General features: G+C 65.3%; 13 protein-coding genes. 4 read left to right on the forward strand and 9 right to left on the reverse strand.

The window, feature by feature from the left end:
• Positions 1 to 49 precede the first annotated feature (49 nt).
• The 6 genes from BRSPCE3_RS01560 to BRSPCE3_RS01585 form a co-directional block, all read right to left on the reverse strand.
• Positions 50 to 529 (reverse strand): MaoC family dehydratase, encoded by a 480-nt coding sequence (locus tag BRSPCE3_RS01560; RefSeq protein ID WP_244063774.1) that lies wholly within the window; start codon positions 527 to 529, stop codon positions 50 to 52.
• Positions 530 to 542: 13 nt separating this feature from the next.
• Positions 543 to 2267 carry an AMP-binding protein gene (locus BRSPCE3_RS01565; protein ID WP_244063776.1) on the reverse strand — a complete coding sequence of 575 codons (1725 nt, stop codon included), beginning with the start codon at positions 2265 to 2267 and terminating at the stop codon, positions 543 to 545.
• 142 nt (positions 2268 to 2409) lie between these two features.
• Positions 2410 to 3297 (reverse strand): 3-hydroxyisobutyrate dehydrogenase, encoded by an 888-nt coding sequence (gene mmsB / locus BRSPCE3_RS01570; RefSeq protein ID WP_244063778.1) that lies wholly within the window; start codon positions 3295 to 3297, stop codon positions 2410 to 2412.
• Positions 3298 to 3322: 25 nt separating this feature from the next.
• Complete coding sequence (locus BRSPCE3_RS01575) at positions 3323 to 4402, reverse strand: enoyl-CoA hydratase/isomerase family protein (protein WP_244063780.1); 1080 nt, start codon at positions 4400 to 4402, stop codon at positions 3323 to 3325.
• Positions 4399 to 5544 (reverse strand): isobutyryl-CoA dehydrogenase, encoded by a 1146-nt coding sequence (locus BRSPCE3_RS01580; RefSeq protein WP_244063782.1) that lies wholly within the window; start codon positions 5542 to 5544, stop codon positions 4399 to 4401. Before BRSPCE3_RS01580 ends, BRSPCE3_RS01575 begins: the two co-directional genes overlap by 4 nt.
• 21 nt (positions 5545 to 5565) lie before the next feature.
• Entirely contained in the window at positions 5566 to 7062 is a 1497-nt protein-coding gene (locus BRSPCE3_RS01585; protein ID WP_244063785.1) for a CoA-acylating methylmalonate-semialdehyde dehydrogenase, read from the reverse strand.
• 120 nt (positions 7063 to 7182) lie between these two features.
• On the opposite strand from BRSPCE3_RS01585, the gene BRSPCE3_RS01590 reads away from it, so the two are divergent.
• Entirely contained in the window at positions 7183 to 8100 is a 918-nt protein-coding gene (locus BRSPCE3_RS01590; protein ID WP_244063787.1) for a LysR family transcriptional regulator, read from the forward strand.
• 115 nt (positions 8101 to 8215) lie between these two features.
• Positions 8216 to 8728, forward strand: a complete 513-nt coding sequence (locus BRSPCE3_RS01595) for a ParB N-terminal domain-containing protein (RefSeq protein ID WP_244063789.1) — start codon at positions 8216 to 8218, stop codon at positions 8726 to 8728.
• Positions 8729 to 8834: 106 nt separating this feature from the next.
• Here the strand turns inward: BRSPCE3_RS01595 and BRSPCE3_RS01600 are convergent, their stop codons facing one another.
• A complete protein-coding gene (locus BRSPCE3_RS01600) occupies positions 8835 to 9446 on the reverse strand; it encodes a TetR/AcrR family transcriptional regulator (protein WP_244063791.1) in 612 nt (203 codons plus the stop codon).
• Between the two features lie 60 nt (positions 9447 to 9506).
• Positions 9507 to 10058, reverse strand: a complete 552-nt coding sequence (locus BRSPCE3_RS01605) for a PaaI family thioesterase (protein ID WP_244063793.1) — start codon at positions 10056 to 10058, stop codon at positions 9507 to 9509.
• 132 nt (positions 10059 to 10190) lie between these two features.
• Between BRSPCE3_RS01605 and BRSPCE3_RS01610 the strand changes: the two genes are divergently transcribed.
• Positions 10191 to 10961, forward strand: a complete 771-nt coding sequence (locus BRSPCE3_RS01610) for an enoyl-CoA hydratase (RefSeq protein ID WP_244063794.1) — start codon at positions 10191 to 10193, stop codon at positions 10959 to 10961.
• A gap of 286 nt (positions 10962 to 11247) precedes the next feature.
• Complete coding sequence (locus BRSPCE3_RS01615; protein WP_244063796.1) at positions 11248 to 13527, forward strand: FdhF/YdeP family oxidoreductase; 2280 nt, start codon at positions 11248 to 11250, stop codon at positions 13525 to 13527.
• A 102-nt stretch (positions 13528 to 13629) separates the two neighbouring features.
• On the opposite strand, the gene BRSPCE3_RS01620 is transcribed toward BRSPCE3_RS01615, so the two are convergent.
• Positions 13630 to 14889, reverse strand: a complete 1260-nt coding sequence (locus tag BRSPCE3_RS01620; protein WP_244063798.1) for an MFS transporter — start codon at positions 14887 to 14889, stop codon at positions 13630 to 13632.
• Positions 14890 to 15005 lie beyond the last annotated feature (116 nt).

Below are 15005 nucleotides of genomic sequence, written 5' to 3' on the forward strand. Positions count from 1 at the left end.
CGCTCCACCTCTCCTGCGTGCGGGAAAGGTGGAGCTACTCAACCATTGCTCAGCTGAAATAGATCAGGCCGAGCCAGTCGGCGACCAGCGCAGGCTTTTCCTCGCCCTCGATCTCGACCGTGACGTTGGTGCGCGACAGCAGCTCCTTCGGCTTGCGCAGCGTAGCTTCCGCCAGCACGAAGCGGCCGCGCACGCGTTTGCCCGAGCGCACCGGCGAGATGAAGCGCAGCTTGTCGAAGCCGTAGTTGACGCCCATTGCGGTGCCTTCGAGCACCGGCATCACCTCGTAGGACATGATCGACAGCAGCGACATCGTGAGGAAGCCATGGGCGATCGTGGTGCCGAACGCGGTTTCCTGCTTCGCCCGCTCGGGATCGACGTGGATGAACTGGTGATCCTCGATCACGTCGGCATAGGTGTCGATGCGGCCCTGATCCAGCAGGTGCCACGAGGACACGCCGATCTCCTTGCCGACCATGCCCTGGTAGGTTTCCAGCGACACCGGCGGCTTCTTCCAGACTTCGTTCATTGGCTAACCTCTGCTAACCGGAGGTCCGCACCTTCTGCAGCTCCGGAAATTCTTCCTCGCGGAACTCGGCCCCGCGCAACGCATCGCTGCGATTATCTTCATGTTCGAGCCGGCGCAACTGCACGCGGCGGATTTTTCCGGAGATCGTCTTCGGCAGTTCGGTGACCAGCTCGATCTTGCGGATGCGCTTGAACGGCGCCAGGCGGGCATGCAGGTGCTGGAAGATCGACAGCGCCGTCTCCGGCGTGCGCTCGACCCCGGACACCAGCAGCACATAGGCCTTGGGGATCGCCAGCCGGATCGGGTCCGGGCTCGGCACCACGGCGGCTTCCGCCACCGCGTCATGCTCGAGCAGCACGCTCTCCAGCTCGAACGGCGAGATGCGGTAGTCGGAGGATTTGAACACGTCGTCGGTGCGGCCGACGAAGGTCAGATAGCCATCGTCATCGGTGAACACGACGTCGCCGCTGCGGTAGATCGCGCCGTCGGTGCCGATCAGCCGGCCGTCGTCGCCCTGATAGCCCTGCATCAGGCCGGCTGGCCTGTCAGCGCCGAGCAGCAAGGTCACCTCGCCTTCCTTCGCGGCCCGGCCGTCATTGTCGGTGACCTGGACCCGATAGCCCGGCAATGGCCGGCCCATCGAGCCGACCTTTACCTTCTGCCCCGGCGAGTTACCGGCGAGCGCCGTGGTCTCGGTCTGGCCGTAGCCGTCGCGGATGGTCAGGCCCCAGGCCGATTGAACCTGATCGATGATCTCGGGATTGAGCGGCTCGCCGGCGCCGCAGACTTCGCGCAGCGAAACCTTGAAGCTTGCGAGATCTTCCTGAATGAACATCCGCCACACCGTCGGCGGCGCGCACAGCGTGGTGACGCCGCAACGGCCGATGATCGAGAGCAGCCCTTTCGCCTCGAAGCGTGGCTGGTTGGCGATGAAGATCGTGGCGCCGGCATTCCACGGCGCGAAGAAGCAGCTCCAGGCATGCTTGGCCCAACCGGGCGAGGAGATGTTGAGATGGATGTCGCCGGGCTGCAGGCCGATCCAGTACATGGTCGAGAGATGGCCGACCGGATAGCTGCGCTGGCTGTGCCGCACCAGTTTTGGCTTCGCCGTGGTGCCCGAGGTGAAATAGAGCAGCATCGGGTCGTCGGCCTTGGTCGGGCCGTCAGGCGTGAAGGCGTCGGATTGCTTCGCCGCATCCTCGAACGGCAGCCAGCCATCCTGCGGCTGCGCAGCACTAACCACGATGCGCACGAGGCTGTCACTGCCGAGGCCGGCGAATTTCGCGACCTGATCCTGCGTCGCGACCACCGCCTTGGCCTTGCCGCGGTCCAGCCGGTCGCGCAATTCATCCGCGGTCAAGAGTGTGGTCGCGGGGATCACGACCACCCCGAGCTTCATCGCCGCCAGCATGGTCTCCCACAGCGGCACGACATTGCCGAGCAGCAGCAACAGATGGTCGCCGCGCTTCAGCCCCTGCCCGCGCAAGAAGTTTGCCACCTGATTGGAGCGGCGCGAAAGCTCTGCGAAAGAAAGCCTGGTCTCATTGCCGCTGGCTGCATCGACGATCCACAGCGCCGCCCTATCGCGGCTGTCGGCATTGTGCGCGAGTTCGGCGTCAAACCAGTCGAGCGCCCAGTTGAACGGCACCGGATCCGGCCAGCGGAAATCTCTCACCGCCGTGTCGTAGTCGGTGCGGTGCCTGAGCAGAAAGGCGCGTGCGTCCTGAAATGTGGTCATCTTCTTCCGAGCCCGTTGATTGGCAACCAGCGTCACCGTCAAGCGTAGCCCGGATGGAGCGAAGCGCAATCCGGGGGCGGTCGCGCCAGTCGATAGAGCTGTTCCGGATTTCGCTGCGCTCCATCCGGGCTACGAGTGTCAGCTACTTCCCAGCGAGACTGCGAACGTGCTGGATAATTCCGGAAAAGTCGACCCCGCCGTGGCCCGACGCGTCGAAGGTCTTGTAGAGCTCCTGCGCGTGCTTGCCGAGCGGCGTCACCGCGCCGGCCGCGTTGGCGGCGTCCTGGGCCAGCGTCAGGTCCTTGACCATCAGGTTGGAGGCGAAACCGGGCTTGTAGTCGTTGTTGGCCGGCGAGGTCGGCACCGGGCCTGGAACCGGGCAATAGGTCGTCAGCGACCAGCACTGCCCCGACGAGGTCGAGGCGACGTCGAACAGCGCCTGATGCGACAGGCCGAGCTTTTCGGCGAGCACGAAGGCCTCGCCGACCGCGATCATGGAGATGCCGAGGATCATGTTGTTGCAGATCTTGGCCGCCTGCCCCGCGCCGCCGGCACCGCAATGCACGATCTTCTTGCCCATGTTCGCCAGCATCGGCTGGGCCGCAGCGAAGGCGTTCGGCTCGCCGCCGCACATGAAGGTCAGCGTCGCGCCCTTGGCACCGCCGGTGCCGCCGGAAACCGGCGCATCGACCGAGGCCATGCCGTGCCTGGCAGCCAGCGCATGCGCCTGCTTGGCACTTTCGACGTCGATGGTCGAGCAATCGATGATCAGCGCGCCTTTGCTCATGGCGGGAAGCACTTCGTTCCAGACGCCGAGCACATGCTTGCCCGCCGGCAGCATGGTGATCACGACATCGGCGCCCTTGACCGCACCGACGCCGCTCTCGGCGATCGCGGCACCGTCGCTTTTGGCTTGATCGCGGGACGCCGCGACCAGATCGAACGCGGTCACCTTGTGGCCGGCCTTGACCAGATTGGCCGCCATCGGCCCGCCCATATTGCCGAGCCCGATGAATGCGACGTTTGCCATGGTAAGTCCTCCGCTTGCGACGTTTCTATTTGCTGTCGGGAAATTTCAGTTCATCGGCGCCGACCCCGGCGAAGTAAGGCGCCAGCATCTCCGGCGTCACGTCCTCGATTCTCGCGGGCGACCATTTCGGATTGCGGTCCTTGTCGATCACGGCGGCGCGCACGCCCTCACGGAAATCGTCGCTGGCGAACACCTCGAGCGCGGCGCGATATTCGCGCACCAGGCACTCTTCCAGCGTCTCGGTCGCCCGCGCCAGCCGCAACAGCTTCAACGTCACCACCATGCCGCGCGGCGATTTCTCACCGAGCGTCTTCAGCGTGGCCTGCGCCAGCTCCGATCCGTCGGCCTCAAGTGCGGCGACGATGTCCTCCATCCGCCCGTGCGCAAACCAGCCGTCGATCCTGGCCTGCATCGCGGCGACCGGGCCGGATTTTTCGCCGGTCGCGAAGCCCGCGATCAGCCGGTCGATCTCGTCCGAGCTGGTGCGAGGGGCCACCTTGGTCAGCGCCTCGCGCAGCGCCGGCAGCTTTGCGCTCGGCACCACGGCGTCGGCGAATTTGGCGTAGATCGCGTCCGGCCCATTCATCGTGGTGCCGGTGAGGCCGAAATAGGTGCCGACCTCGCCCGGCGAACGCGACAGCAGATAGGTGCCGCCGACGTCGGGGAAGAAGCCGAGCCCGACCTCGGGCATCGCGAGTTTGGTTCGCTCGGTCACGACGCGATGGCGCGCGTGCGCCGACAGGCCGACGCCGCCGCCCATCACGATGCCGTCCATGAAGGCGACGTAGGGTTTTGGAAATGTCTTGATCCGCGCGTTGAGAATGTACTCGTCGCGCCACAGGATCTTGCCGAGGTCGCCCTTGACCTTCGAGCTTTCCCACAGTGCGCGGATATCGCCGCCGGCGCATAGGCCGCGCTCGCCGGCGCCTTCCAGCACGATGACGGCGACGTCGGGATCGACTTCGAACGCGTCGAGCGCCTTGTCGATGTCGTGAAACATCTCCAGCGTCACGGCATTGATCGCCTTCGGCCGGTTGAGCCGGATGATGCCGGCAGAGCCTTCCTTGCGCGCGATCAGGTCGCCTTCCGCGGCCACATCATTCATCGCGCGCCCTCGATCAACTTGCGCGACACGATCAGCCGCATGATTTCATTGGTGCCTTCGAGGATCTGGTGCACGCGCAGATCGCGCACGATCTTCTCGACGCCGTATTCGCTGAGATAGCCGTAACCGCCGTGCAGCTGTAGCGCCTGGTTGGCGACCTCGAAACCGACATCGGTGCCGAACCGCTTGGCCATCGCGCAGAGCATCGAGGCGTCCGGGTCCTTGCGGTCGAGCGCGGCGGCCGCGCGCCACAGGAAGGTGCGTGCGGCCTCCAGCTCGGTCGCCATGTCGGCGATCTTGAACTGCAGCGCCTGGAATTCGTCGAGGCGTTTTCCGAACGCCTTGCGGTCCTTCATGTAGGCCAGCGCCTTGTCGAGCGCCGCCTGCGCGCCGCCGAGCGAGCAGGCCGCGATGTTGAGGCGGCCGCCGTCGAGGCCGGCCATCGCGATCTTGAAACCGATGCCCTCCTCGCCGAGCCGGTTCGCGACCGGCACGCGCGCGTTCTCGAACATTACGGCGCGGGTCGGCTGCGCATTCCAGCCCATCTTGCGCTCGTTGTTGCCGAACGAGACGCCCGGCGTCTTGCCGTCGACCACAATCGTCGAGACACCGCCGGGACCATCGCCGCCGGTGCGCACCATCGCGACCAGAAGGTCGGTGCTGCCGGCGCCCGAGATGAACTGCTTCTGGCCGTTGAGGACGTAATGATCGCCGTCGCGCACCGCACGGGTCCGCAGCGCAGCGGCGTCGGAGCCGGCGCCCGGCTCGGTCAGGCAATAGCTCGCGATCAGCTCCATGGTGCAGAGCTTCGGCAGCCATTGCTGGCGCTGGGTGTCGTTGCCATAGGCATCGATCATCCAGGACGCCATGTTGTGGATCGAGATGAAGGCCGACGTGGTCGGACAGCCCGTCGCCAGCGCCTCGAAGATCAGCGCGGCATCGAAGCGCGTCATCGCCGAGCCGCCGACATCGTCCTTGATGTAGATGCCGCCGATGCCGAGGCCGGCGGCCTCGCGCATCACGTCGACCGGAAAGTGCTTCTTCTCGTCCCATTCGAGCGCGTGCGGCGCGATCCTCGAAGCCGCAAACGCCCGCGCCATGTCGCGAATCGCGATCTGGTCCTCATTGAGAGCGAACTGCATCTCGCCGCCCACGATGAAGGCTTACTTCATCGTCGGGATCGAGAACTCCGCGCCGTCCTTGACGCCGGACGGCCAGCGCGAGGTCACGGTCTTGGTCTTGGTGTAGAAGCGCACCGAGTCCGGGCCGTGCTGGTTGAGATCGCCGAAGCCGGACTTCTTCCAGCCGCCGAAGGTGTAATAGGCGATCGGCACCGGGATCGGCACGTTGACGCCGACCATGCCGACATTGACCTTGGCCGCGAAGTCGCGCGCCGCGTCGCCGTCGCGGGTGAAGATCGCAACGCCGTTGCCGTAGTCGTGGTCGGACGGCAGCGCCAGCGCCTCATGATAGTCCTTGGCGCGCACCACCGAGAGCACCGGGCCAAAAATCTCTTCCTTGTAGATCCGCATGTCCTTGGTGACATTGTCGAACAGCGAACCGCCGAGATAGAAGCCGTTCTCGTAGCCCTGCATCTTGAAGCCGCGGCCGTCGACCGCGAGCGTGGCGCCTTCCTTGACGCCGATGTCGATGTAGCTCTTGACCTTCTCGACCGCCTCGCGGGTCACCAGCGGGCCGTAATCGGCCGACGGATCGACCGAGGTGCCGATCTTGAGCGATTCGACACGCGGGATCAGCTTGTCCATCAGCCGGTCGGCGGTAGTCTTGCCGACGGGCACTGCGACCGAGACTGCCATGCAGCGCTCGCCGGCCGAGCCGTAGCCGGCGCCGATCAGCGCGTCGACCGCCTGGTCCATGTCGGCGTCCGGCATGATGATGGCGTGGTTCTTGGCACCGCCGAAGCACTGGCAACGCTTGCCGGTCTGCGCGGCGCGTTCGTAAATGTATTGTGCAATGGGCGTCGAGCCGACGAAACCGATCGCCTTGACGTCGGGATCATCGAGGATGGCGTCGACCGCCTCCTTGTCGCCGTTGACGACGTTGAGGATGCCGGGCGGCAGGCCCGCTTCGATCATCAGCTCGGCAAGCTTCATCGGCACGCCGGGATCACGCTCCGACGGCTTCAGGATGAAGGCGTTGCCGCAGGCGATCGCGGGCGCGAACTTCCACATCGGGATCATCGCCGGGAAGTTGAACGGCGTGATGCCGGCGACCACGCCGAGCGGCTGGCGCATCGAGTAGATGTCGATGCCGGGGCCGGCGCCCTCGGTGTATTCACCCTTCATCAGATGCGGGATGCCGCAAGCGAACTCGGCGACTTCGAGGCCGCGCTGGATGTCGCCCTTGGCGTCGGGAACGGTCTTGCCGTGTTCGCGCGCCAAAAGCTCGGCGAGCTTGTCGTAGTCGCGCTGCACCAGCTCGACGAATTTCATCATGACGCGGGCGCGGCGCTGCGGGTTGGTGGCGGCCCACTCGGGCTGCGCCGCCCTGGCGTTCTCGACTGCAGCGCGGACCTCGGCCTTGGAGGCCAGCGCCACCTTGGCCTGGACGTCGCCGGTCATCGGCTCGAATACGTCAGCCGTACGGCCCGAGGTACCCTTGACCTCCTTGCCACCGATGAAATGTCCGATCGAGCGCATGAATATCCTCCCTTGGAGACGTGAACCGCCGCGGCCGGCGGCGAGATCGCTTTACAAACCCTATTGACCCTGCATTTTATAGGATTCAAGTCCGATAAATTGCACCATAGATGTGCGGAAATGCTGGATCAAGGCGGCGGCGCAATCGACTGGGACGACTTCCGCTTCGTGCTGGCGATCGTGCGCGGCGGGTCGGTTTCGGCTGCCGCCAAGCAGCTCGGGGTCGATCATGCCACAGTGATCCGCCGTGTCGACCGGCTGGAGCGCCACCTCTCCGCAAAACTGTTTGATCGGCGCAAGACCGGCTACCTGCTCACCGAGGCTGGCCAGCGCGTCGCCGACAGCGCGGAGGCGATGGAATCCACCATCGTCGCCAACCAGGAGGCGGTCGGCGGCTCGCGCGCCCATCTCACCGGCACGGTGCGGATCGGCGCGCCCGATGGCTTCGGCAGCCACTTTTTGGCGTCGCGGCTGGTCAAGTTCACCGAGCGGTATCCCGATCTCGATCTGCAGCTCGTCGCTACCGCGCGGCTGTTCTCGCTCTCCAAGCGCGAGGCCGACATCGCAATCAGCCTGACCATGCCGAAGGAAGGCCGCATCGTCGGCCGCAAGCTGCTCGACTACGCGCTTGGGCTTTATGCCGCACCCGGCTATCTCGCACAGGCGCCGAAGATCGCCGCACGCGCCGACCTGCCGCAGCACCGCTTCGTCGGCTACATCGAGGAATTGCTGTTCACCCCGGAACTGGACTATCTGCCGCAGGTCTCGCCGAAGATCTCGGCCAAATTCCGCAGCGCCAATCTGATCGCGCAGCTCAACGCCACCATCGCCGGCTTCGGCATCGCCGTGCTGCCGCACTTCATGGCGACCGCCCACCCCGAATTGCAGCCGGTGCTGCCGGACGAGGTGCGGATCTCGCGCACCTTCTGGCTGCTGATGCACGCCGACAGCAAGGACCTCGCCCGCATCCGCGCGGTGGCGGACTATATCTACGAAACGGTGGAAACCGAGCGCGCGCTGTTCGGCGGGGCGACCTGACCAGCGCTGGCCCTCGAGCTCAGAGTGAGAAGTGCCTTTTTCAGAAATGCCTTGGCGGCCTGGCGCTTCATCCTTAAACCGTATTCTGGACCGATCCTGAGTAGGGAGTAACATTGTGCCCAACCCGGAAAGTCTTCCAATCGATCAGATTTACGTGCCCGTTAAGAAGCGGAAAACCCTCAGGCCTGAGCTCGTTCAGGAAATCGCGGCGAGTATTCTGGAAGTCGGGCAACAAGTCCCCATTCTGGTTCGGCCTGATGAGGGCCGCCTCGTTTTGCTCGAGGGGTTACATCGGCTCGAGGCCTGCAAGGCGCTGGGCGAGACAACCATCATCGGAGTCTGGGGTTCAGCAGAGACTGCTCACCACAAGACGCTGTTGTCCGACGGAGCCGAGACAGAGGCAGAGCGGGACAAAATGGCGCGCTTGAAGAAGCTGCGCCTCGAAAGAGAAGCTGCCGAGAGATCGTCCGCTTCCGCAGACGCGATCGTGGAAACTGAATCAGCCAAGCTTCGGTCGGCTCGTTCCGGAACCAGTATCAGACGAGGGTCGTCGGGCGATCCACCATCAAAAACCAGGACGCTGTCGGAATGGCTCACGCAACAAAAGCGCGATGGTGGTCGGTATTGATTGCCGCCTCGGCCATCAAGGTTGGAGGGAGCATGCGCACCATCGCGAGCAGAATGCGAATGATGGGCCGGCGTGAGCGCCTTTGCCCACCCTACGGCCTCTCGGCCTAATTCACCTTCTTCTTCGCCGGGGCCTTCGCCGCGGCGGCCCGCCCCATTACCGCCTCGCGGCCGGCAGACAGGATTTCGTCGGACATTTCGCCGTTGCCCGCGATCCGCGACATCACGATGGTGCCCAACATGGTCGCGAGCGTTGCCATCGCCTGCTTGCGCGCCGTCTTGCGCGGCACGTCCTGGATCTGGTCGGTGATCATGTCGATCATCTGCTCGAGCTTGAGCGCAAAGGCCTTGCGGGTCTTCGGGCTTTCGCGGGCGATCTCGGCGCCGAGCGCCGGGACCGCGCAGCCCTGGCCGGGGTCGTCGCGATGCACCGCCGACAGGTAGCCATCGACGATGGTTGCCAGCCGCTTCTCCGGCGGCACCTCCGCCGTAACCTTGCGCCAGCGCTCGTTGGCGCGGTCCATGGCGTAGTTGAAGGCCTCGATCACCAGCGCCTCGCGCGAGTCGAAATGCGCGTAAAAGCCGCCATGGGTCAGGCCGGCATCCTTCATCAGGTCGGCGACGCCGATGCCGTGGGCGCCCTTCTCGCGCAGCCGCGTCGCGGCCTTCTTGACGATCCGCGCGTGGGTCTCCTGCTTGTGTTCTTTCGAATAGCGCATGCCGCTCTCATGGAATGTTTCTAATCATATAATAGCAGATTTGCCGGCCCGATGCTGCAGTTATTTCGTCTTATTCAATGTCTGGGGTTCCCCGCCCAGCATGGAAAATGTCGCGGTCGCGTGCACCGCAAGATTGCCCTTGCCGTCGCGAACCAAGCCCTCGGTGTAGCTGGTCTGCCGGCCGAGCTTGATCACCTTGCCCTCGGCCGAGACGGTTCCGGACCGCGCCGAGAGCGGCCGCAGATAGGTCAGCTTGAGGTCCAGCGTCACCGAGGTCTGCCCGGCCGGCAGCAGGGTCGAGATCGCGCAGCCCATCGCGGTATCGAGCAGCGCCGCGGCGGTGGCGCCATGCAGCAGGCCGATGGTGTTCTCCAGGCTCTCATGCGGCTCGAGTTCCATCACGATGCGCCCCTCCTCGACCACGGCCATGCGGAAGCCGATCAGCTTTGCCATCGGCGGCGGTGGCAAATGGCCGTCACGGATCGCACGCATCGCCGCGATGCCGGACATCGGCAGCGCCGCCTTCGCCACCGGCCCGGGCGCCTGCCATTCCACCACGCGCGTGCGCGTCAGATCGGGCGAATGCAGGTCGGTGATCTCGGCGGCGGTCATGACGGCTCCATTTATATGATCTATATAATTCTATAGATCCGCGACCCGCCGCGCAACCGCCGGACCGTGCCTTGACAGAGACGTGCTTTGTCCGGGACATGGCGCCATCACTTCCTGCGCCGGGACCAAACCATGGACATGCTCAATCCGCACTGCGGCATCGACCGCGACGACAGGGGCGTCGCCCGCCTCACGATCTGCAACGCCGGCAAGCTCAACATCGTCAGCTCGGCCGTGACCAATGGCGTGCGTGAGGGCTTTGAGCACCTGGCGTCCGACCGCACCATCCGCGCGGTGATCCTCGCCGGCGAAAGCGAGCGCAGCATGATCGGCGGCGCCGACATCAAGGAGATGGCGACGCTCGACCAGAAATCGGCCGAGGCGTTCATCAGCCGGCTGCGCGATCTCTGCGAGGCCGTGCGCAAATTCCCGGCGCCTGTCATCGCCCGCCTGCCCGGCTGGTGCCTCGGCGGCGGCCTCGAGGTCGCGGCCGCCTGCGACGTCCGGGTCGCCGCGCATGACGCCATGTTCGGCATGCCCGAGGTGCGCGTCGGCATCCCCTCGGTGATTCACGCCGCGCTGTTGCCGCGCATGATCGGCTGGGGCCGCGCCCGCTGGCTGATGATGACCGCGGAGAACATCGACGCCCAAACCGCGCTCGCCTGGGGCCTGGTCGACACCGTGGCAGAGCCCGGCGGCCTCGACGCGGCGGTCGAGCACACCGTCAAGGCGTTCCTGGAATGCGGCCCGGAGGCGCTGCGCATTCAGAAGGATTTGCTGCGGCAATGGGAAGAGCTGCCGCTGACCGAGTCGGTCAACCTCAGCGTCGGCGTGTTCGGCAAATCGTTCCAGACCGGCGAGCCGCAGCGGCTGCTGCAGGGTTTTCTGGATCGCAAGCGGTAAGCGCATGAGATCTGTAGCCCGGATGGAGCGTAGCGAAATCCGGGGCCGCGTCATCAGCGGATCGAATTCCCCGGATTGCGCTGCGCTTCATCCGGGCTACGTATTTGACAGACTGTTGACCGCGAGCCGCAGCAGATTAGTCTAACCTCAATCGCAAGACGGGTGTTCCAGATCGAGAACGTCGATCAGAACACTCTGCTCGCGCGGGTTGCCGCATACGGCCAACAAGACAATCACTTTCGGGACAGACGCACGAGGTCAGAACTCAAGAGCTGCGGGAGGACATATGGTCCAGAAGCGCGACGTTCCCGGTATCCGACCCTACAATGCTCCGGCCGGCGGCTGGGGTGCCCTCAAGGCCACCGCGACAGCGGTTCGCGACCAGATGGATCTGGTCGAGGCACCGATCACGCTCTTGCGCACCAACAAGCCCGACGGCTTCGATTGTCCGGGCTGCGCCTGGCCGGACAAGGAGCATACCTCCACCTTCCAGTTCTGCGAGAACGGCGCCAAGGCCGTGACCTGGGAGGCGACCAGCAAGCGCGTCACGCCGGACTTCTTCGCCGGCCACACCGTCACCGAGTTGCTGACCTGGAGCGACTTCCATCTCGAGAACGAGGGCCGCCTGACCGATCCCCTCGCCTATGACGCGGTGTCCGACACCTACCAGCCGATCAGCTGGGACAACGCCTTCGCGCGGATCGGCGAGAGCCTGCGCGCGCTGCCCGACCCCAACATGGCCGAGTTCTACACTTCGGGCCGCGCCTCGAACGAGGCTGCCTTCCTGTTCCAGATCTTCGCGCGCGAATACGGCAGCAACAATTTCCCCGATTGCTCCAACATGTGCCACGAGGCGACCAGCGTCGGGCTGCCGCAATCGATCGGCATCGGCAAGGGCACGGTGTCGCTGGACGATTTCGACCATTGCGAGCTGATCATCGCGATGGGCCACAACCCCGGCACCAACCATCCGCGCATGATGGGCACGCTGTGGGAGGTCTCGCGCCGCGGCGCGCCGATCATCGTGTTCAACCCGTTGCGCGAACGCGCGCTGGAGCGCTTTGCCGATCCGCAGGACCCGATCGAGATGGCGACGCTCGGCTCGACGCGGATCGCCTCGACCTATTACCAGCCGAAGGTCGGCGCCGACGCCGCGGTGCTGAAGGGCGTCATGAAGGCGCTGATCGAGCAGGACGACGCGAGCCATGACGTGCTCGACCACGCTTTCATCGCCGAGCACACCAACGGCTTTGCGGCGTTCGCCGCCGACCTGCGCACCACGGCGTGGGAGGCGATCGAGACGGTCTCCGGCTTCAGCCGCGCCCAGCTCGGCGAGGTCGCCGCCGCCTACGCGAAATCCAACGCCACCATCGTCACCTACGGCATGGGCATCACCCAGCACATGCGCGGCACCGACAACGTGCAGCAGATCGCAAACCTGCTGCTCTTGAAGGGCAACTACGGCAAGCCCGGCGCCGGCATCTGCCCGCTGCGCGGCCACTCCAACGTGCAGGGCAATCGCACCGTCGGGATCACCGAGAAGCCCAACATCCCGATGTTCGAGGGCATCGAGCGCACCTTCGGCTTCAAGCCGCCACGCCATCACGGCCATGACGCGGTCGCCGCGATGGAGGCGATCGACGACGGACGATCCAAGGTGCTGATCTGCCTCGGCGGCAATTTCGCCATCGCCTTGCCCGACCCCGAACGTTGCACGGCCGCGATGCGCAAGCTCGAGCTTGCGGTGCATCTCGGCACCAAGTTGAACCGCTCCCATCTGTTGGTCGGCAAGCAGTCGATCATCCTGCCGGTGCTGGGCCGCACCGAGCGCGACATCCAGGCCTCCGGGCCGCAGGTCGTCACCGTCGAGGATTCGATGTCGATGGTGCACGCCTCGCGCGGCAAGCTGACCCCGGCCTCCGAGAACCTGCTTTCGGAATCGGCGATCGTTGCCGGCATGGCAATGGCGACCTTGCCCGCGAGCAAGGTGCCGTGGACCGATCTGATCGCCGATTACGACCGCATCCGCGACGCCATCGAGGGCGTGTTCCCCGACTTCAGGGATTACAACGCGCGGATCCGGATTCCCGGCGGCTTCCGCCTGCCACTGCCGCCAACCGAGCGCAAATGGACCACGCCGTCGGGCAAGGCCGAATTCCTGATCTTCGACGGCCTCGACGAGGATCCGGTGCTGACGGACAAGTCAGTCCTCAAGCTCGCGACGATCCGCAGCCACGATCAGTACAACACCACGATCTACGGGTTGAACGACCGCTATCGCGGCGTGTTCGGACGTCGCGACGTGCTGTTCGCCAACGAAGCGGACCTCACCGCGCGCGGCCTTGCCCATGGCGATCTCGTCGAGATCGAGACCGCGCTGCCCTCGGGCGCGCCGCGCCGCCTCACGCTCACGGCCATCGTCTACGACATCGCCCGCGGCTCGGTCGCCGCCTATTATCCCGAAGCCAACGGCCTGGTGCCGCTCGACTATCAGGACAAGGAAAGCGGCACCCCGTCGTACAAATCGGTGCCGGTGCATGTTCGGCGGGCGACCCAAGCGGCGTAACGGCTGTCGTAGCCCGGATGGAGCGGAGCGAAATCCGGGGACGCTTCATCCGCGGATAGGTCTGTCCCGGATATCGCTTCGCTCATCCGGGCTGCGGGAATCTCACCTTGCATTGGCCGGCGCGTGGGTCGGCCACAGATCGGCACGCCAGTGCAGCGCGATCGCCAGCATCGCGATGAAGCCGGCGGCGGCGAGCAGCGTGCCGGTCGCGGTGTAGCCGATCAGGTCGATCAGGCTGCCGGCCGCGAGCAGGCCGAGCGGCAGGCCGTAGATCACCATCATGCGCACGCCCATCACCCGGCCGCGCAGATGCGCGCTGGCGTTGCGCATCAGCATCACCGCGGCCGAGATCATCGACATGCTCTGCGCGATGCCGGCCAGCACCAGGCAGGCCATCGCCACCGGCATGGTCCGCAGTTCGACGAACACCAGCAGCATCGCATACCAGGCGAGTGTCGCGCCGATCAAAAGCCGCGCGATGCGCACGCCGCCGGCCATGCTCAGCGTGATCGAGCCGATCAGCGAGCCAAATGCAAAGCTTGCGGAGAGATAGCCGAGGCCGGTCTGGTCGGTATGGAAGATGTCGCGCGCGACGTAAGGCAACAGGCCGTTGGTCAGCGGGAACGCGGTTAAGTTGGCGAGGAACGCGACGCACAGCGCGGCGCGCATGCCCGGGCCGCTCCAGGCATAGACGATGCCCTCCTTGAGGTCGCGCAGCAGTTTTGAGCCCGGCAGGTCGATCGCCGCCTGATCCACCGCGCCGTGCGACTTCGGACGACTCATGCAGAGCATCAGGATGGCGGCGATGAAATAGAAGCTGGCGATGCCGACATAGACGTAGCCGATGCCGAGCGCGGCGAACAATCCGGCCCCGGTCAGCGCGCCGGCGATGCGCGCCGAGTCCTGCGTCGTGCGCGCCAGGCTGATGGCGCCGACCAGCCGCTCCGGCGGCATGATGTCGGCGAGCAGCGCGCCGCGTACGCCGAGGTCGGACGGGCGGATCACCCCCATGATCGCGACGATGATCATGACGTTGAAAGGCGCCAGGTGTCCGGTCAGCGCCAGCGTCATGATGGTCCCCGACAGCGCCGTATAGGCAAAGCGCATCACGGCCAAGAGATCGCGATGCCCCATCCGGTCGCCGATCATGCCGACCACGGGCGCGACCAGCGTGCCGACATATTGCAGCGAGGCGAGCACGGTCAGCAGCAGCACCGAGCCGGTCTCGACCATGATGTACCAGCCGAGCACCAGCGTCTCGACCTCAAACGCCCAGGAGGTGAGCAGGTCGGACGGCCATTGAAAGCGATAGCTGCGGATGCGGAATGGCGCGAGTGCGGAGGTCCGCGTGGTCCCGCTCACGACGCGATGACGCGTGTCACGGCGTGTCCTGCCCTTTTCTTGGTTCTTCTGGGTCTCGATTGCGGATATTGATTCTCTTGGGAAAAACGTCCCTGCTTCGGCAGCCTAGCGCCGAG

Source organism: Bradyrhizobium sp. Ce-3 (genome assembly GCF_022835695.1).
Taxonomy (GTDB): domain Bacteria; phylum Pseudomonadota; class Alphaproteobacteria; order Rhizobiales; family Xanthobacteraceae; genus Bradyrhizobium.

Coding starts and splice junctions, on each gene's coding strand:
- BRSPCE3_RS01560 (WP_244063774.1), bottom strand. CDS start 529: ATGAACGAAGTCTGGAAGAAGCCGCCGGTGTCGCTGGAAACCTACCAG.
- BRSPCE3_RS01565 (WP_244063776.1), bottom strand. CDS start 2,267: ATGACCACATTTCAGGACGCACGCGCCTTTCTGCTCAGGCACCGCACC.
- mmsB (WP_244063778.1), bottom strand. CDS start 3,297: ATGGCAAACGTCGCATTCATCGGGCTCGGCAATATGGGCGGGCCGATG.
- BRSPCE3_RS01575 (WP_244063780.1), bottom strand. CDS start 4,402: ATGAATGATGTGGCCGCGGAAGGCGACCTGATCGCGCGCAAGGAAGGC.
- BRSPCE3_RS01580 (WP_244063782.1), bottom strand. CDS start 5,544: ATGCAGTTCGCTCTCAATGAGGACCAGATCGCGATTCGCGACATGGCG.
- BRSPCE3_RS01585 (WP_244063785.1), bottom strand. CDS start 7,062: ATGCGCTCGATCGGACATTTCATCGGTGGCAAGGAGGTCAAGGGTACC.
- BRSPCE3_RS01590 (WP_244063787.1), top strand. CDS start 7,183: ATGCTGGATCAAGGCGGCGGCGCAATCGACTGGGACGACTTCCGCTTC.
- BRSPCE3_RS01600 (WP_244063791.1), bottom strand. CDS start 9,446: ATGCGCTATTCGAAAGAACACAAGCAGGAGACCCACGCGCGGATCGTC.
- BRSPCE3_RS01605 (WP_244063793.1), bottom strand. CDS start 10,058: ATGACCGCCGCCGAGATCACCGACCTGCATTCGCCCGATCTGACGCGC.
- BRSPCE3_RS01610 (WP_244063794.1), top strand. CDS start 10,191: ATGGACATGCTCAATCCGCACTGCGGCATCGACCGCGACGACAGGGGC.
- BRSPCE3_RS01615 (WP_244063796.1), top strand. CDS start 11,248: ATGGTCCAGAAGCGCGACGTTCCCGGTATCCGACCCTACAATGCTCCG.